The organism is Streptomyces sp. NRRL F-5135, assembly GCF_000719775.1.
GTDB classification, from domain to species: Bacteria; Actinomycetota; Actinomycetes; order Streptomycetales; family Streptomycetaceae; genus Streptomyces; species Streptomyces hebeiensis.
This window is the reverse complement of sequence record NZ_JOHR01000013.1, coordinates 21,084-38,490: the sequence shown is the minus strand read 5'-3', so window position 1 is coordinate 38,490 and position 17,407 is coordinate 21,084. Positions and strand designations below refer to the sequence as shown.

Genomic DNA, 17,407 nt, shown 5'->3' with positions numbered 1-17,407 from the left:
ACGACCCATGCGGAAGGGGTGTCCTGCCGGGGAGGCGATCATGTCCCGCATCAGGCGGCCCGGCCTCCGTCACGGCCGCCGTCGTGGCGCACCGGTTGCCTTCGTACGTCGTCAGCCCGTCCAGCGGCCCGTCAGGAAGGCCAGGGCGAACACCGTGCTCACTGGGGCGACCAGGCAGAGGTAGGCGGTTTTGACGCGGGGGCTGCGCAGGCTCCAGGCGGCCAGGGTGATCCACAGGGGCCACCACAGGAGGCCGGCGCGGGGGATGGACGTGTACCAGTACGAGGTGCCCAGGGCGCACAGGCTGAGTCCTATGTAGACGGCCTCGGGCCAGCGGCGTTTCCACGCCAGCAGCGCGAACAGTGCCAGACCGATGAGCATCGCGGCGAGTTCGGCCTGGAACATGAAGGCGTACCCGGTGCTCTGGGCCTGGTCGAAGGCGTTGCGCCAGGTGTTGGACCAGGCCTCCCAGGGGGTGTGGAAGGTGCGGTACCAGCCGCGCTCCTCGGCGTGCTTCCAGGCCATCCAGTCGCCGGTGTGGGACTGCAGGTACCAGCTGTAGAGGAACGCGGGGGCCGCGGGCAGGGCCAGCCAGGGCAGTTGGCGCCAGTTCCGGGTGGTGCGGAGGGTGAGGAGGAAGTGCGTGGCGAGGGCCGCGGCGAGGAACAGGCCACTGACGCGTACGGCGGTGGCCAGGGCCGCCAGCGTCATGGCCAGCGGCCAGTGGGCGCGTTGCGCGGCGAGCCAGGCGGGCAGGGCCAGCGCCAGGAAGAGCGCCTCGGTGTAGCCGACGGCGAGGAAGACGGCGCAGGGGGAGAGCAGGAAGAACAGGACCGTGCGCTGTCCCGCCCCGGCGTCGGGCAGGTGGTGCCGGGCGATACGGGCCAGGGCCAGTACGGCGACGGCGCCGGCGACGAAGGAGATCAGCAGGCCGGCGAGCGTCCAGTTCGGCACGATGACGTGGACCGCGCGCAGCGTGAGGGGGAAGCCCGGGAAGAAGGCCTCCCGGTTGTCCCACTCCCGGAGCCAGGGCCCTGCCTGGTCGGGGAAGTAGCCGTCGCGCGCGATGCCCAGGAAGTGCACCCAGTCCCAGTGCTCGAACGGCGTGAGGACCGGGCCGGAGTCCCGGGTTTTCGAGTTGGAGGGAAACAGCCAGCGGGCGCAGTAGGCCGTCACCCATATGGATATTCGGGTCAGCAGATACAGCCAGAGGACGTCCCGGTCGGCCGGGCTCGGGCGCCAGGCCAGCCGGCCGCGCAGCCCCTTGCGCACAGGAGGCGCCTGTCCGGCCGGGTTCGGGGGGCGGCGAAGGGCCCGGGCCCGGTTCTCGGTGCCTTTGGCTGCGGGGGTGCGCTCACGCAGATCGGGGGGCGTGGCGGGCATGTCGGACTCCTTGCGGACGGGCGGGTGTCGGCCGGGCGGGCCGGCCGATGGCGGTCCGCGGTTTTCGGGGAGAGCGAGTGCGAGGGAACGAGGGGAGAGCAGTTCGGTCAGGGGCTGGGGCTGGGGCTGGGGCTGTGGCTGGGCCTGATCAGGGCGGTGACGCGGTGGACGTACGGTCGGCGTCCGGCGCGTCGGTGTTAGGCGGCCCGGTGTCCGGCGGGTCCGCGGCCCCCCTGCTCGGTGATCCGCTGGGCGATCCGCTCGGTGAGCCCGTGCTCGACGGCGGAGGTGCGGGCGGGGGCGGGACCGTGCTGTCCGGGGTGGGATAGCTGCTGGAGGCGCTGGGCCCGGGCGACGGGCCGGTCTCCGGCGGTCCGCTCGGGACGGGGCCGTCGGCCGGGCCCGCGGACACCGGGTCGCCGGGCAGGAACGCGGTGGCGGTCGCCGCCCCGCCGCCGAACGCCAGGCATACCGCCACCACCGCGCCCACGCGGCGCCTGCGCTCCCGGCGCCCGCGCTCGGTGATGACGGGCGGCGGCGCGGTCACGGCCCTGCTCCGCCCGGTGTCGGCCGCCTGCCGGAACAGGGACCGCAGCGGGTCCTCGGGTTCAGACACCGGGCGCCTCCTCCATGCTCGGGTCGTCCAGGCGGTGGGCGAGCGCCTTGCGCCCCCGGCTCAGGTGCGTCTTGACGGTGCTCGCCGACAAGCCTGTCTCGCCCGCTATCTGGTCAACGGTCAAATCGCACAAGTAGTGCAGAGTCAGGGTGCGGCGCTGCTGGGCGGGCAGCTCGCGCAATGCCTCGACCAGCACGACCTGCTCCGGTTCGGGTCCGGCGACGTGCGGCGGCGCACCGCTGAGCTTCCACGCGTCGGCGCTCCGTCGCCGCAGCCGCCACCGGCTCACCGCCAGGCGCCAGGCGACCGTGCGGATCCACGCCTCCGGCCGGCCCTCCCGGTCGATCTGCCGTCGCCGGCTCCAGCCCTTGACGAACGCCTCCTGTACGACGTCCTGTGCCTCGTACAGGTCACCGAGCATCACGTACAGCTGCCCCGTGAGCCGCGCGACCGTCTGGGCGTAGAACTCCTCGAACTCCTCGACGGTCAACAGCCACTCCCGGATCTCTCGGTACACCCGACATACGCCCCGCAAGGAGTATTCGGTCGACACGGAGGACCGGGGAAGCGGCGTGAGGGTTGTCACAGAACCGAATCGCCCCGGTGCTCGTCCGGCCCGGGCCGGAGCTTGCCATACCGGCAAAGATGTTTGTCGTCCGGGGGCGGGTGGGCGCACATTGCGGTCATGAGGAGGTGGCGCACATGAGTGAGCCCACAATGCGGAACGCCGACGGCCTGCCGGACGGCGGTGGCCGGGGTTACGACGTGGTGGTGATCGGTGGAGGTGCCGCCGGACTGGGCGGGGCGCTCGCCCTGGGCCGGGCCCGGCGGTCGGTGCTCGTCATCGACGGCGGCGAGCCGCGCAACGCCCCCGCGGACGGGGTCCACAACTATCTCGGCCGGGAGAACACCCCTCCCGGTGAACTCCTGACGGCCGGACGCGAGGAGGCGCGGGCCTACGGCGTACAGATCAGGCACGGCCAGGTGGTCACCGTCGAACGGGACGCGGCGGGCAAAGGGGACTCGGCGGCCGGGCGGGACTCGGCGGTCGAAGGGGGCGCGGCGGGGTTCACCGTCCGGCTCGCGGACGGCGACGCGGTCCGCGCCAGACGGCTGCTGGTGGCCACGGGCCTGGTGGACGAGCTGCCCAAGGTGCCCGGTCTGGCCGAACTGTGGGGAACGGATGTCCTCCACTGCCCCTACTGCCACGGCTGGGAAGTGCGCGACCAGGCGATCGGCGTGCTGGCGACCGGGCCCCTGGCGGTGCACCAGGCTCTGCTGTGGCGGCAGTGGAGCGAGAACGTCACTCTCTTCCTCCACACGACTCCCGAGCCGGGCGACGACGATTACGAGCGGCTGGCCGCCCGTGGCATCGCGGTGGTGGACGGAGAGGTCGCCGCGCTGGAGCGGGAGGACGGCGGCGGCAGGCTGACGGGCGTACGGCTGGCGTCCGGCACCGTGCTCGACTGCCGGGCCCTGGTCGTCGCGCCGCGGTTCACCGCCCGCGCCGGCCTCCTGGCCGGCCTCGGCCTGGAACCGGTCGTGCAGGAGGTGGGCGGAGCCGTGATCGGGAGTTACGTCGCGGCCGACGCCACCGGACGGACCGCCGTACCGGGGGTGTGGGTGGCCGGCAACCTCGCGAACGTGGTGGAGCAGGTGATCGGTTCCGCCGCCGCGGGGGCCCGCGTGGCGGGAGCCGTCAACGCCGACCTGGTCGAGGAGGACACCCGCCTCGCCGTCGCCGCCCGGCGGGCCGGCGACGTTCTCTCCGCGTAGGGCGCCCTCTTCTCGCGGACGCCCGTGAGCTGTCCGGCGGTGGTCCGTGCGTCGCTGTCGGCCTCCGCTACCGACGCCGCTGTCCGGGGGCGGTCGGCCCGGTGATCCGAGGGGGCGGTCCGGCCCGACCGCTTCCCCCGATTCGCGTAGCGCGGAGGCTGTACCGGTCCGCAACACGGCGGTAATATGGGAGCGCTCCCATGCCGGATCCCCCACAACCGGAAATGGAGATCCCCCATGTATTGTCATGATCGGAACAAGCGTGCGCGCGGCGGGGCACGGCCCCGTCGGCTGTCGCACTTCGTCAGTCTGTTATCCGTCGCGCTGTTCTGCCTGGTCGCCTCGGTGACCTCGGCCGGCACCGCCTCCGCGCACGGGTCCGTCATCGACCCGGCCTCGCGCAACTACGGCTGCTGGCAGCGCTGGGGCAGCGACTTCCAGAACCCCGCGATGGCGCAGCTCGACCCCATGTGCTGGCAGGCGTGGCAGGCCGACCCGAACGCCATGTGGAACTGGAACGGTCTCTACCGCAACGGCTCCGCCGGCAACTTCCCCGCGGCCGTCCCGGACGGTCAGCTCTGCAGCGGCGGTCGCACCGAGGGCGGGCGCTACAACTCGCTGGACACCGTCGGCGCGTGGAAGACCACGGACATCCGCGGCAACTTCACGGTGAAGCTCTACGACCAGGCCAGCCACGGCGCGGACTACTTCCTGGTCTACGTCAGCCGGCAGGGCGTCGACCCCAGCAAGCAGGCGCTGAAGTGGAGTGACATGCAGCTGGTCAAGCGCACCGACAGGTACGCCCCCAGCCAGAACTACAACATCGACGTCTCCACGTCGGGGTACAGCGGACGCCACGTGGTCTACACGATCTGGCAGGCGTCGCACATGGACCAGACGTACTTCCTGTGCAGTGACGTGAACTTCGTCTGAGTCCGAGTCCGAGTTCGAGTCTGAGCCCGAGTCGTGAAGCCGGGCAGAGTCACCCGCCGAGTCACCCGCCGGGGCGCCTGACGGGGACTCACCTCCCGGCCGCGCGTCGCGCACGCGGTCACCTCCCGCGTACGCGACGCGCCTGATCCCCCGACCCGACGACCACCGGTCCCCCCGGGCGCGGCCCGCCCGCGGGGACCGGATTCATTCCCGCCGGGCGCGCTGCCCGGCGGGACGCGGAGTGCGCGGCACCCTCTTTCGCGGTGGGGTGTCACCGCCCCTCGCGGTGGGGCGTCACCGTTCCCCGGGCGCGGCTCCGAGCCGGAGCATGACCTTGCTGCTGCCGCTCGCCGGGTCGGCGGCGGTCGCCAGCGCCCGCGCCGCCTCCTCCAGGCCGAAGCGGTGGCTGATGACCGGCGAGACGTCCAGGCCGTCCCGCATCGCCAGCAGCGCGTCGTCGATCTCCTCGACGAAACGGTACGAGCCGATCCAGGTGATCTCCCGCGTGACGAGGTCCCCGAGCGCCGCGGCGACCGCCGCGCCCGGCAGGTTGCCGACCTGGACCACGGTGCCGCCCGGGGCCGTCGCCCGCAGGACCGGTCCCAGTGCGGCCGGGGCCCCCGACGCCTCGAAGACCAGCTCGACGTCGCGCGGGAGAGCCGTGCCGTCGCTGACGTCGACGGTCTCGTCCGCGCCCATCGCCCGGGCGACCGCGAGCGAGGCCGCCGAGACGTCGGCCGCGATCACCGTGGCGGCACCGCGGTGTTTGGCCGCCGCCACGACGAGCGACCCGATCGGGCCCGCGCCGTTGACGAGTACGGTCCTTCCCCGCAGGTCGCCCGCCCGGCCGTCGGTGACCCGGCCGTCGGGGGCCCCGCCCGCGAGGCCCCCGGCCGCGCCCGCCCGGCGCACGGCGTGCATCGCCACGGCGAGCGGCTCGGCCAGCGCGCCCTGCTCGGTGCTCACGCCCTCGGGCAGCGGCCTGACCTGCGCCGCGCGGACCACCCGGTATTCGCTGAAGCCGCCGTCCGTGTGCGGGTCGAAGGCGGCCGAGCCGAAGTAACGGACCCGGGGGTAGAGGTTCGTACGACCCGCGAGCCGGTCGGGCAGACGCCCGTCGCCGACCAGTTCCGCCGGGTGCACCGTGACGGGTCGACCTGCTGCCAGGCCGCTGACGCCGGGGCCCGTACCGGCTATCCGGCCGGCGACCTCGTGCCCGAGCACCAGCGGGTGCCGGAGCGTCGCGGTCCCGGACCCGCCGTGCTTGAAGTACGCGACGTCGGAGCCGCAGATCCCGCCCCACTCCAGCGCCAGCAGCACCTCTCCGGGTCCCGGCACCGGGTCCGGGCGCTCGTCGATCCGCAGATCGCCGGGGCCGTGTACGACGACCGCCCTCATGCCGCGTCCTCCAGACGGACCAGGTCGCGCCCGCGGGTCTCGGGGGAGAGCAGCGCGGACACCAGGGTGATGAGCGAGTAGACGACGAGCATCGCGGCGATCGGCCACCAGCTGCCGGTGACGGCGGTCAGCGTCGCCGCGATGACGGGGCCGATGGCCGTGGCGAGGATGCCGCCGATCTCCTTGGCCAGCGCGAGCTGGGTGAACCGGGTACGGGATCCGAACAGCTCGGCCATCGTGACGCTCTCCAGCGAGAACAGGCCGAGGACGCCCACGTTGAGGCCGAGGACCATGCCGAACATCAGGCCGATCGTGCTGCCCGAGGTGATGAGCAGCATCATCGGGAAGGCCAGGACCATGGTCAGCAGCGTGAGCGCGATGTACATGGGGCGGCGGCCGAAGCGGTCACCGAGCATGCCGACCAGCGGGACGACGGCGAAGCCCAGCAGCGAGCCGTACACGATGGCGTCCGTCGGGACCGACTTGTCGACGCCGAGCGTGGTGCCGATGTAGCCGACGAGGAAGGTCTGGATCAGGCCCGAGTTGCCGGCCTGACCGAAGCGCAGTCCGAGGGAGAGGAAGAACGCCTTGCCCTTGCGCTGGCGTACGCCGGCCTCCAGGACGCTGACGCTCTTGGTGTCCTGCGGGGCGGCGGCCGGGGGTGTGGCCTTGCCTGACCTGCCTGACGTGCCGGACGCCGGGCGCGGGGCCTCGCCGGCGGGCCGTCCCGTCGGCTCGCCCGCGGACTCGACCACCGACTCGATCTCGTCCCGGGACATCGCGACACCGTCCACGACGTCCGGGCGCTCCTCGAAGACCGGGCTCTCCTTCAGGTTCCGCCGCAGCCAGACCGCGAAGATCATGAGCGCGAAGCTCAGCAGGAACGGCAGCCGCCAGCCCCAGGACAGCAGCTGCTCCTCGCTCAGGACCGCGAGCAGGATCGCCCACAGTCCCGACGCCGCCAGAGTGCCAGAGTTGGTGCCCAGGGAGACCAGCGAGGAGATCAGCCCGCGCCGCTTGGCAGGGGCGTACTCGGCGAGCATCACGGTCGCGCCGGCGATCTCGGCGCCGGCGCCGAAGCCCTGCACCAGCCGGAGGGCGACCAGCAGGATCGGGGCGAGGATGCCGATCGTCGCGTACGTCGGCAGCGCGCCGATCAGCGTGGTGGAGGCGCCCATCAGCAGGATGGTGATGAACAGGACCTTCTTGCGGCCGATACGGTCGCCCATCCGGCCGAAGTAGAGGGCGCCGGCGAGCCGGGCGACGTATCCGACGCCGTAGGTGGCCATGGCGGCGATCAGGCCGATGGCCGGGCTGACGTCGGGGAAGAAAAGCTTGTTGAAGACGATGGCGGCCGCCAGCGAGTAGAGCTGGAAGTCCATGAACTCCATCGCCGTGCCGAGCCACCCGGAGACGGCGGCCTTGGTGAGGTCGCGCGTCGTCCGTGTCGCGACGCCCGTGGGCTCCGCTCGCGTGGTGTCCGTCATCGTGAACTCCGTTGTTCGGGACCGTGCTTGGTGCTTGGTGCCTTTTGGCTCTTGAGGTGTTCGGTGGGGGGTGGTGGCGAAGGGGGGATGGGGCGGATGGGAGGGAGCGGGTGAGGAAGAGGGGAGCCGGTGGTGGGGGTCAGCGGTCGGTCAGGTCGATACGGCCCGCACGCAGCCCGGGGAGCCGGGAGGTGACCCCGGACACGAGCGCGTCGTCCTCGGCCAGATCGGCCGCGCCGAGTACGCCCAGCAGCCGGCGGACCGTTTCCCTGCGGCCCTCCTCGTTGTCCGGCACCCCGCGCCAGCAGGCACCGAGCGCCGGGGCCGCCGGATCCGTCGTACCGAACAGCTGTCCGCCGTCGTCCGCCGGGCGCGTGGCGTTCGCCCAGGCGGCGAGCGCGAGTTCCAGCATCGGGGTGCTCGTGGTGGCGGCCGGGCCGGCCGGTGCCGTACCGGCGGTGGAGGCGCGCAGGGTGCGGAGCGCGTCGAGCCACCGTTCCGGGATCTTCAGCGAACCGTCCGAGCCGATCTGCCGGAGCAGGTGCCGTATCCCAGGATTGCGGAACCGCTCGACCAGGTCCTCGGCGTACGCCACCGGGTCCGGCCCACCGGCGGGCAGCGTCGCCGCGACCTCGGCGCACAGCCCCCGGACCAGCCGCTCGCCCCAGTCGGTCGCCAGCGCGTCGGCGACGGTCGCGCACCCCGCTGCCGCGCCCAGGTAGGCCAGAGCCGAGTGGGAGCCGTTGAGCAGCCGCAACTTGGTCAGCTGGTACGGCACGACATCCGGCACGAACAGCGCGCCGTCCAGCTCCCACGGCGGCCGGGGAGCGGCGAAGGAGTCCTCCAGGACCCACTGCCGGTACGGTTCGCCCACGACCGGAACGCCGTCGTCCACGCCGAGCCCGGCCCGGACCGCCGCGCGGTCCGCGTCGGTCGTCGCCGGGACGATACGGTCCACGATCGTCGAGGGGAAGGCGACCGAGACCGCCATCCAGTCCAGGAGGGCCCGCCGGTCGGGCCACGAGGACGCGTCGACGAAGTCGCGCACGACCGCTTCCAGCGCGGCGCCGTTGGCGGCCATGTTGTCGCAGGAGACCAGGGTGATCGGCGCACCGCAGGAGCGCATCCGGACGGCGAGGCCGGCGGCGACGCGCCCGACGACCGTCCGGAGACCGGCCGCGCCGCCCGGAGCCGCCCCCGCCGAGAGGCCCGCCGCGGGATCCGCGAAGGCACCCGCCGAGAGACCCGCACTGAGACGACCCGCCTCGGGACGCCCCGCCCCGAGACGTCCCGCCCCGAGCCCCACGGCGAGATCCGCCGCGACCTCCGGTGCCGCCGTGTCGAGCCGGCCCGTGTCGGGGCGGCGGTGGTAGCCCTTCTCCGTGATCGTCAGGGTCACGACGCCGACCTCGGGGTCGGCGAACAGCCGGTCGATCCGCCCGGTGTCCGTCCGCATCCCCAGCGCCTCCACGACCGCTCCGGCCACGCGGGTGGCCGTGGGCGAGGGGCGGGGCCCGGTCAGCGAGGTCACCGAGTAGAGGCAGTCCTGGGCGCGCAGCGCCTCCACCACGTGGGCCGAGCGCGGCGCGACGGCGGCGATGCCCCACGGCCGGCCCGAGCGGGCCGCCGCGTTCTCCGTGTAGACCGCCTGGTGCGCCCGGTGGAACGCGCCGAGGCCGAAGTGCACGACGCGCGCCCGCAGCTCCCGGGGGTCGACGGCCGGGCGCAGCTCCGGCGCGATCCGGCCGAGCGTGGCGAGGCCGAGCGTGGCGCCGCCAGGTATGGCGCCGCCAGGTATGGCGCCGCCGGGCGCGGCGGGGCGGGGCGCGGCGGGGCTGAGTGCGGCAGGGCCGGGCGTGGCGCGGGCGGGCGGCGTGGCCTCCTCGACCTCCCCGTTGTCCGAGGCGGCCGTGCCGGGCAGGTCGTCCGTGGGGCGCACGGGGCGTGCGGGGTGCATGGGGTCCATGGTGCTCACGGAGGTCACCAGTCGTGCACGGAGCCGTCGAGGCGCCGTGCGACGGGCAGGTACCGGGGCTCGTACGGGAAGCGCTCGGCGGCCTTCTCGTCGTACTCGACCCCGAGGCCGGGCTCCTCGGAGGGGTTCAGCATCCCGTCCGCGAACGTCACGCCGCTGTGGAAGACCTCGGCGGTCTCGTCCGGGTGCCCCATGTACTCCTGGACGCCGAAGTTCGGGACGGTCAGGTCGATGTGCACGGCGGCGGCCATGCTGACCGGCGAGAGGTCGGTCGCCCCGTGCGAACCGGTCCTGACCTGGTAGAGCGCGGCCAGGTCGAAGATCCGGCGCAGATGCGTGATGCCGCCCGCGTGCACGACGGTGGTGCGTACGTAGTCGATCAGCTGCTCGGTGATCAGGTGCTGGACGTCCCAGATCGAGTTCAGCACCTCACCCACCGCGATCGGGGTCGTCGTGTGCTGCCGGATCAGCCGGAACGCCTCCTGGTTCTCGGCCGGCGTCGGGTCCTCCATCCAGAACAGCCGGGAGTCCTCGACCGACTTGCCGAAGCGGGCCGCCTCCAGCGGCGTGAGCCGGTGGTGGACGTCGTGCAGGAGGTGGAAGCCGAAGCCGAAGCGCTCGCGCACGGCTTCGAGGTAGGTCGGGGCGAAGCGCAGGTACGCCTCGGTGTCCCAGGGCTGCTCGTCGGGCAGTGAGGTCGCGGCGGGCTCGTAGACCTTGCCCTTGCGCACCCCGTACGTACCGCCGACGTCCGGGACGGCGGCCTGCGCGCGCACGGCCTTGTAGCCGAGGTCGAGATAGCGCTCGACGTCGTCCAGCAGGGAGGGCACGTCCGTGCCGCTGGCGTGCGAGTAGACCATGACGCCGTCGCGCGACCGGCCGCCCAGCAGCTGGTAGACGGGCAGGCCGGCCACCTTGCCCTTGATGTCCCACAGCGCGGTGTCGACGGCGGATATCGCCGTCATCGTGACGGGGCCGCGGCGCCAGTAGGCGCCCCGGTAGAGGTACTGCCACATGTCCTCGATGCGCGCCGGGTCCTTGCCGATCAGCAGGGGGACGAGGTGGTCGCGCAGATAGCTCGCGACGGCGAGTTCGCGGCCGTTGAGCGTGGCGTCGCCGAGGCCGGTGACGCCGTCCGACGTGGTGATGCGCAGGGTGACGAACGTCCGTCCTGGGGACGAGACGAACACCTCGGCGCGCTCGATCGTGCTCACAGATCCCTCTCCTCGCGTCCTCGTCCGGCCTGCCCGTCCGGTTCCGCCCCGTCCGGTCTGCTTCGCCAGGTCTGGCGGTACTGGTCGGGCAGCCCTGGTATACAAGCACCGGTCGACCACATGCGCAATACTGCTGTTACGTGGAACACGCACGGGTGCCGCGTGATCGTGCGGGGTGGTCGGGGCGTACGGCTCGTGCGGTGCGGGGCGCGGCGTCGCGGGCGCGGCTGCGGCCCGGGCGCGGTGCGGGGTGCGCGGCGCACAGGCGCCAAGTGTGGGGCATACCCACCGATACGATGAGTGCATGGCTCGATCGAACCGGCAATCGAACCGGGGGCGGACCAGCCGCCGCGCCGTCTACGAGACGCTGCGCCGCAAGGTCCTCACCCTGGAGCTGCCTCCGGGCGCGGCCCTGTCCGAGAACGAACTCGCCGCCGCCCTCGGGGTCAGCCGCACCCCTGTCCGGGAGAGCCTGATCCTGCTGTCCCAGGAGGGGCTGGTGCAGATCTTCCCCCAGGTCGGATCGTTCGTCTCGCGGGTCGACCCGGCCAAGGTGGCCGACGCGCAGTTCCTCCGGGAGGCCGTGGAACTGGCCGCCCTCGGCGACCTCCCGGCAGAGCTCGACCCCGAGCTGGTCGACGCGCTGCGGCACAACCTCGCCGAGCAGCGGCGGCCGGGTCTCGCACTGGAGGAGTTCTTCGAGCTCGACGAGGCGTTCCACCAGACGCTGCTGCGGCTGAGCGGGCACGGCAGCGCCTGGGCGACGGTCGTCTCGGCCAAGGGCCACCTCGACCGCGCGCGGCGGCTGGGCCTCTACGACACCGCGTCACCCGCGGGGTTCGCCGACCAGCACGTCGAGATCTTCGACGCGGTGCTCGTGGGAGACCTCGCGCTGGCCCACGCGGCCATGCGCACGCATCTGCGGGCGGTGTTCGACGACGTGGAACGCATCCGGGCGCGCTCGCCCGAGCTGTTCGCGACGGACTCGGGGACGGTTCCGGTGCGGCGCAACGTGGTCGTCTGGGAGTAGCCCTCTCCGGGGCCATGGGTCATACGGGCCGGTCCCGGCGGCGGGGGACGGAAACCGCCGCACCCCCGTAGCCGTACGGGCCCGAGCGCGCGGCGCGGTCACTTCGCGTCCGAGTCACACCGCGCCCGACTCACTCCGCGTCCGGTTCACGCCGCGCCCGACTCCTCCGCGTCAGCGCCACGCCGCGTCCCGGTCACTTCGCGTCCGAGTAGCGCTCCACCGTGGCCGTGGTGAACGGGAAGCGCACCGGCGTCCGGCCGAACGTCAGCCGGCCGGCCAGCTCGCCCGCCGCGTCGATCGCCCGCGTCACCTCCTCGGCCTCCTCCAGCGGGCAGTGCACGATCACCTCGTCGTGCTGGAAGAAGACCAGCTCCGCCCGCATGCCCGCGGTCGACCGGCGCAGCGCCGCCAGCATGAGCAGGGCCCAGTCGGCGGCACTGCCCTGCACGACGAAGTTGCGGGTGAAGCGCCCCCGGGCGCGGGCGGCCGACGCGGCGGCTCCCGCACCTCCCGCGCCTTCCCCGCCTCCCGCGTCGCCCGCGTCGCCCGTGTCTCCGGCGTCTCGTGCGTCTCCCATGCCGTACGCGCCCGGCGGGGCCTCCTGCGGAAGCCCGGCCTCGTCCGTGTAGTCAGTGGCCCCGGCGGTCCCGGCGGTCCCGGTGTTTTCCGGGCCGACCGCCCGCGGACTCGTCCGGCCGAGCCAGGTCCGTACGATCCTGCCCTCCTCGCCCGCACGGGCCGCCTCGTCCACGTACGCCACCGCCCGGGGGAACCTGCGGCGCAGCGCCGCCAGGTTCTTCAGGCCGTCGCCGGACGTCTGGCCGTAGACCGCGCCCAGGAGCGCGAGTTTTGCGTGGTCGCGGTCGCCGGAGAACGCCCGGTCGGACAGTGCCGTATACAGGTCGCCGCCCTGCCCGGCCACCTCCATCAGGCCCGGGTCGCGGGAGATCGCTGCGAGCACGCGCGGCTCCAGCTGGTCGGCGTCGGCCACCACCAGCCGCCAGCCCGGATCGGCGACGACGGCCCGCCGGATCACCCGGGGGATCTGGAGGGCCCCGCCGCCATTGGTCGTCCAGCGGCCCGAGACCGTGCCGCCCGGCAGGTACTCCGGCCGGAACCGGCCCTCCCGCACCCAGTCCTGGAGCCAGCTCCAGCCGTGTGCCGTCCAGATCCGGTACAGCTTCTTGTACTGGATCAGCGGCTCGACGGCCGGATGGTCGATCCCCGCCAGCTCCCAGCGCCTGGTGGACCGCACCTTGACGCCCGCCCGCGCGAACGCCTTCACCACGTCCGCCGGCAGGTCCGGCCGCACCCGGTGGCCGAACGCCTCCGACACCTCGTCCGCCAGCTCGGCCAGCCGGCGCGGCTCGCCCCCGCCCGCGTACCGCTCGCCGAGCAGCTCGCCCAGCACCTCCCGGTGCACGTCCGCGCGCCAGGGCAGGCCCGCGCGGTGCATCTCGGCGGCCACCAGCATGCCCGCCGACTCCGACGCGGTGAGCAGCCGCATCCGTTCGGGGTGCTCGGCCGCGGCGTGTCTGCGCACCTGCTCCGCGTACACCTCCAGCAGGCCCTCGAAGGGGACCTCCGCCCCCGCGCGCGGCTCGAACAGCGCCGACTGCGCCCCGGGCGCCGCCGATCTCGGCGGCGGATCGGGCGGTACGGGACCGCCGCGCAGCCGGGCCCAGGCCGCCGCTGCGGAGCGGGGCTCGCCGGACCGTCTCTCGTGGCCGAGCAGCAGGGGCTCCGCCGCCTCGATGTCGTAGCACCGCTCGACCCGTATCCCCGCCGCGAGCAGCCGGGGGTACACCTCGGCGGTGGAGCGCCAGACCCACCGGACGGCCTCCGGGAGCCGCGCCTCGACCGCCGCGACGAGATCGGGCTCGCGGAGCACGGGACCCGCCGCCCGGCCCGCCGCGTCGAGCGGGGCGAGGAGCGCGCCACCGCCCTCCGTGGGGGCGAGGGCCCAGCGCCGCCCGACGGGCCCCGGCCCCTCCGGCGGATCGTCCGATGCGGTCATGGGGCCGAGTCTCCCAGGCGGGTCCGACAGTGGCCCGAACGTGGCACCGAACGTGGCCCCGAACATGGGCCTGACCATGGGCTTCACCAGGTCCTTGGCGGCGACCCCGGCCGGATTCCGGTGTGGATCCGGGTCGCCGGGCGCGAGCCGTTCGAAGGGCGGAGGGAAGAAGGTGCCTGCAGGACCGCCTTGGTGTGTAGATGTAGTTGGTGTCGTTGATGCGTCAGGAGCGGCGCCCCGATATTTCCCGTGACCGGAGGTTGGAATGCGAGCGATCGTCTTCGAGGAGTTCGGCGGCCCTGAGGTGCTGCGGTTCACGCAGGACGCCGAGGCCCCGCACGCGGGCGCCGGTGAGGTCCGGGTGGCGGTCCGGGCGGCCGGCGTCAACCCGATCGACTACAAGATCCGCCGCGGCTGGATGGAACAGATGGCTCCCACGCCGCTGCCCTCGGTGCCCGGCACGGAGCTGGCCGGGGTCGTGGACGAGGTGGGCGAGGGCGTGACCGGGTTCGTCCTCGGCGACGAGGTGGTGGGGTGGTCCGCGACCGGCGCGTACGCCGAGTACGCCCTGGCCGGGACGGTCGTGCGCAAGCCCACCGGGCTGTCCTGGGCGGAGGCGGCGGCGATCCCGGTGGCCGGTGAGACCTCGCTGCGGGTGCTGGACGCGCTCGCGCTGGGCGACGGCGAGACGTTGCTGCTGCACGGGGCGGCGGGCGCGGTCGGCTCGGTGGCCGCACAGCTGGCGGTGGCGCGCGGCGCGACGGTGATCGGCACGGCGTCGCCCGCCAATCACGAGTTCGTGGCCTCGCTCGGCGCGACCCCGGTGACGTACGGGGAAGGGCTGGTCGACCGGGTGCGCGAGGCCGCGCCGCGCGGGGTGGACGCGGTGTTCGACGCCTCCGGCATGGGCGTGCTGCCGGACTCGATCGCACTGCGCGGGGGCACGGCGGACCGCGTCGTCACGATCGCGGACGCCCGCGCCGGGGAGTACGGCGTGGCCTTCTCGGCCGGCGGGACGTCACCGGAGCGCAAGCGGGCGGGCCTGGAGGAGAACGTACGGCTGGCGGCGGGCGGCGCGCTGCGGCTGCGGGTCGCGCGGACGTTCGCGCTGTCAGAGGCGGCACGGGCGCAGGAGCTGAGCGAGAGCGGACACGCGGGCGGAAAGCTGGTGCTGACGCCGTGACGCCGTGACGCCGTGACGTCATGGCGCCATGTCATGGGGACCAGCCGTTTCAGGCGCGCGTCCGGCGGTTGTCCTCGGGGCGCTGGTGGCCATCGGGACGCCGCCGTCCAGCAGACGCCGGCACGCTACGTCTTCGTCCTGGACCACGGAGAGGAGATCCGAGCGGCCCGGCTCGGAGGAGCCGGGCCGCTCGCCACACGCTGACTCAGTCCTCCAGCCGCCGTACCACCCGGGCCGGATTCCCCACCGCCAGTACCCCCGCCGGCAGGTCCTTCGTCACGACCGCCCCCGCGCCCACCACCGTGTTGTCGCCGATCGTCACCCCAGGGCAGACGATCACTCCGCCTCCCAGCCACACGTTGTCCCCGATCGTCACCGGTGACGCCTTCTCCCAGCCCGCGCGGCGACGTTCCGTGTCGAGCTCGTGGGTGGGGGTGAGGAGCTGTACGTTCGGGCCGATCTGCACGTCCGCGCCGATGGTGATCGGCGCCGCGTCCAGGAAGACCGCGTTGAAGTTGACGAACGTACGGTCCCCGATGCTGATGTGGTGGCCGTAGTCGCACTGGAACGGCGGGCGGACGCGGACGTCCTCGCCCACCGAGCCGAGCAGTTCCGAGAGGATCCGGCCCCGGTCGGCGGGGGCGGCGCCCCCGTTCGCGTTGTACGCCGCGCACAGGGCGAACCGGCGCTCGGTGTCCGTACCCAGCTCCTCGTCGTCCGCGATGTACCACTCGCCGGCCAGCATGCGCCGCTTGTTCTCCCCCATCGGCCTGATGCCCCCTCGTCCCCTCGTCCGATTTCCCGGTCCCCGGTTCCCGGTCCCATTTCCCAAAAGGGTGTCCGCCACTGTAGACAGCCACTCGGCGTCCACAGCCTGTGGACGACGTTCCGTCGCGCCCGAGGAGAGCCCGTGCCCCGCCCGTTCCACACGTTCACGCGCGGTGCGTTCACGCGCGGCGCCGTGCCCGCCCCGGGCCCGCGCGCCGGGGCCCCCGCGTGACCGCCGCCGGAGCGAACACCGTCGAGCGCGCCCTCGCCGCCGTCCTCTCCGTACCCCCGGGCGGCGGCTCGCGCGACGCCCGCGCGGCCCGCGACGCGATCGACACCGGTGCCTCCCTGCTCGCCGCCGACCCGGGCGCGGACGCCGCGCTGCGCCGGCGCGGTACCGGCTTCGTGCGGCTGGCCTGGGAGCGCGGGTGGCAGCCGGCCGATGTCGTGCGTCTCGTACGCCGCGACCTCGACGGCCCCCACCTGCGGATCGTCGGAGGACTGATCGAGGAGGAGGTACGGCGGTACGAGCGGCTGCCGCCGCGCTGGGCCGCGCAACTGGCCGAGCTGGGGCGGCCGGACGACGCCGGGGCCCGCCCCGCGACGGACGCGCGGTCCGACCGCTCCGACCGGTCCCCTCTGTCCGACCGCCTCGACCGCTTCTCGTACGCCACCGCCGTACTGGAGCTGTACCTGCTGCTCATACGGCTGCCGGCGATCGAGCCCGTGGGGCCCGTGCCCGGCACCGAGCTCCACCTGCCCCCGGCGGAGGACGAGCCGCGCGTGCTCACCCGGATCCGCGCGCTCCTCGCGAAGGCGGAGGCGACCGGCTATCCGCCGGAGGCCGAGGCGCTGACGGCCAAGGCGCAGGAGCTGATGGCGCGGCACAGCATCGACGAGGCGCTGCTCGCGGACCGCACTCGGCGCGGCGATGTGCCCGGCGCCTGCCGGATCGGGGTGGACGCGCCGTACGAGACGGCCAAGGCGGTCCTGCTCGACGCGGTCGCCTCCGCGAACCGCTGCCGCGCGGTGTGGAACGACACGTACGGCTTCTCGACGGTCGTCGGCTTCGAGGCCGATCTGGCGGCCGTGGAACTGCTCCACACCTCGCTGCTGGTGCAGGGGACGACGGCGATGACGCGGGCCGAGGCGGCCCAGCGCGCGGGCGGGCGCAAGCGGACGAAGACCTTCCGGCAGTCGTTCCTGATGGCGTACGCGCACCGCGTCGGTGAACGGCTGGCCATGGCGACCGAGCGGGCGACCGCGGCGGCGACCGAGATCGAGGCGGCGACCGGAACCGGGCGGGCGACCGGCACGACGACCGGCACGACGACCGGCACGACGATCGGGACGATGACCGGAAGGGCGTCCGGAGGGTCAGCCGGAGAGGCGTCGGAGAACGCGCGGGTGAGGACGCCGGTGGAGCCGCCGGGGCAGGACGGCCGGCTGCTGCCGGTTCTGCCGGTGCTGGCCAGGCGCGCGGAGGCGGTGGCGGAGCACGCGGACCGGATGTTCCCGAAGACGGTGGCGACGCGCGTCCGCGGGGCGACGGACGCGGAGGGCTGGACGCACGGCACGACGGCGGCCGACGCGGCCCGCCTGACGGGCCCGCCGGGCCGGTGACCGG

14 protein-coding genes are annotated in these 17,407 nt (G+C 73.7%); 5 read left to right on the top strand and 9 right to left on the bottom strand.

Annotated features, from left to right (window positions below; translation table 11 throughout):
- Positions 1 to 111: 111 nt before the first annotated feature.
- The 3 genes from IG02_RS0122545 to IG02_RS0122535 form a co-directional block, all read right to left on the bottom strand.
- The gene (locus IG02_RS0122545) at positions 112 to 1,383 is read right to left on the bottom strand and encodes a mannosyltransferase family protein (protein WP_030751069.1); all 1,272 of its coding nucleotides are present in this window, start codon (positions 1,381 to 1,383) and stop codon (positions 112 to 114) included.
- A 148-nt stretch (positions 1,384 to 1,531) separates the two neighbouring features.
- Positions 1,532 to 1,999 (bottom strand): hypothetical protein, encoded by a 468-nt coding sequence (locus IG02_RS0122540; RefSeq protein ID WP_051765536.1) that lies wholly within the window; start codon positions 1,997 to 1,999, stop codon positions 1,532 to 1,534.
- On the bottom strand, positions 1,992 to 2,489 hold the full coding sequence (locus IG02_RS0122535) for a SigE family RNA polymerase sigma factor (RefSeq protein WP_030751062.1): 498 nt from the start codon (positions 2,487 to 2,489) through the stop codon (positions 1,992 to 1,994). The genes IG02_RS0122540 and IG02_RS0122535 overlap by 8 nt, the downstream gene beginning before the upstream one ends.
- 212 nt (positions 2,490 to 2,701) lie before the next feature.
- Between IG02_RS0122535 and IG02_RS0122530 the strand changes: the two genes are divergently transcribed.
- The gene (locus IG02_RS0122530; RefSeq protein WP_234314862.1) at positions 2,702 to 3,775 is read left to right on the top strand and encodes an NAD(P)/FAD-dependent oxidoreductase; all 1,074 of its coding nucleotides are present in this window, start codon (positions 2,702 to 2,704) and stop codon (positions 3,773 to 3,775) included.
- Positions 3,776 to 4,012: 237 nt separating this feature from the next.
- The gene (locus tag IG02_RS36795) at positions 4,013 to 4,708 is read left to right on the top strand and encodes a lytic polysaccharide monooxygenase auxiliary activity family 9 protein (RefSeq protein WP_030751056.1); all 696 of its coding nucleotides are present in this window, start codon (positions 4,013 to 4,015) and stop codon (positions 4,706 to 4,708) included.
- Positions 4,709 to 5,002: 294 nt separating this feature from the next.
- Here the strand turns inward: IG02_RS36795 and IG02_RS0122520 are convergent, their stop codons facing one another.
- The 4 genes from IG02_RS0122520 to manD all read right to left on the bottom strand — a co-directional run bounded on the left by IG02_RS0122520 (position 5,003) and on the right by manD (position 10,782).
- On the bottom strand, positions 5,003 to 6,106 hold the full coding sequence (locus tag IG02_RS0122520) for an L-idonate 5-dehydrogenase (protein ID WP_030751053.1): 1,104 nt from the start codon (positions 6,104 to 6,106) through the stop codon (positions 5,003 to 5,005).
- Complete coding sequence (locus IG02_RS43510; protein ID WP_030751051.1) at positions 6,103 to 7,593, bottom strand: MFS transporter; 1,491 nt, start codon at positions 7,591 to 7,593, stop codon at positions 6,103 to 6,105. The genes IG02_RS0122520 and IG02_RS43510 overlap by 4 nt, the downstream gene beginning before the upstream one ends.
- Before the next feature lie 139 nt (positions 7,594 to 7,732).
- A complete protein-coding gene (locus IG02_RS0122510; protein ID WP_078854757.1) occupies positions 7,733 to 9,550 on the bottom strand; it encodes a mannitol dehydrogenase family protein in 1,818 nt (605 codons plus the stop codon).
- A 23-nt stretch (positions 9,551 to 9,573) separates the two neighbouring features.
- A complete protein-coding gene (manD, locus tag IG02_RS0122505) occupies positions 9,574 to 10,782 on the bottom strand; it encodes a D-mannonate dehydratase ManD (protein ID WP_030751047.1) in 1,209 nt (402 codons plus the stop codon).
- 304 nt (positions 10,783 to 11,086) lie between these two features.
- Between manD and IG02_RS0122500 the strand changes: the two genes are divergently transcribed.
- On the top strand, positions 11,087 to 11,812 hold the full coding sequence (locus tag IG02_RS0122500) for a GntR family transcriptional regulator (RefSeq protein WP_030751045.1): 726 nt from the start codon (positions 11,087 to 11,089) through the stop codon (positions 11,810 to 11,812).
- 193 nt (positions 11,813 to 12,005) lie between these two features.
- Here IG02_RS0122500 and IG02_RS0122495 read toward each other — a convergent pair whose 3' ends face one another.
- Positions 12,006 to 13,829, bottom strand: a complete 1,824-nt coding sequence (locus IG02_RS0122495; RefSeq protein ID WP_051765620.1) for a bifunctional 3'-5' exonuclease/DNA polymerase — start codon at positions 13,827 to 13,829, stop codon at positions 12,006 to 12,008.
- A gap of 265 nt (positions 13,830 to 14,094) precedes the next feature.
- Between IG02_RS0122495 and IG02_RS0122490 the strand changes: the two genes are divergently transcribed.
- Entirely contained in the window at positions 14,095 to 15,012 is a 918-nt protein-coding gene (locus IG02_RS0122490) for an NADP-dependent oxidoreductase (RefSeq protein ID WP_030751040.1), read from the top strand.
- Between the two features lie 205 nt (positions 15,013 to 15,217).
- Here the strand turns inward: IG02_RS0122490 and IG02_RS0122485 are convergent, their stop codons facing one another.
- The gene (locus tag IG02_RS0122485; protein WP_030751036.1) at positions 15,218 to 15,778 is read right to left on the bottom strand and encodes a sugar O-acetyltransferase; all 561 of its coding nucleotides are present in this window, start codon (positions 15,776 to 15,778) and stop codon (positions 15,218 to 15,220) included.
- Positions 15,779 to 16,008: 230 nt separating this feature from the next.
- Here IG02_RS0122485 and IG02_RS0122480 point away from each other — a divergent pair, with 230 nt between their 5' ends.
- The gene (locus IG02_RS0122480; protein WP_078854716.1) at positions 16,009 to 17,403 is read left to right on the top strand and encodes a DUF2786 domain-containing protein; all 1,395 of its coding nucleotides are present in this window, start codon (positions 16,009 to 16,011) and stop codon (positions 17,401 to 17,403) included.
- The last annotated feature ends 4 nt before the right edge of the window (positions 17,404 to 17,407 follow it).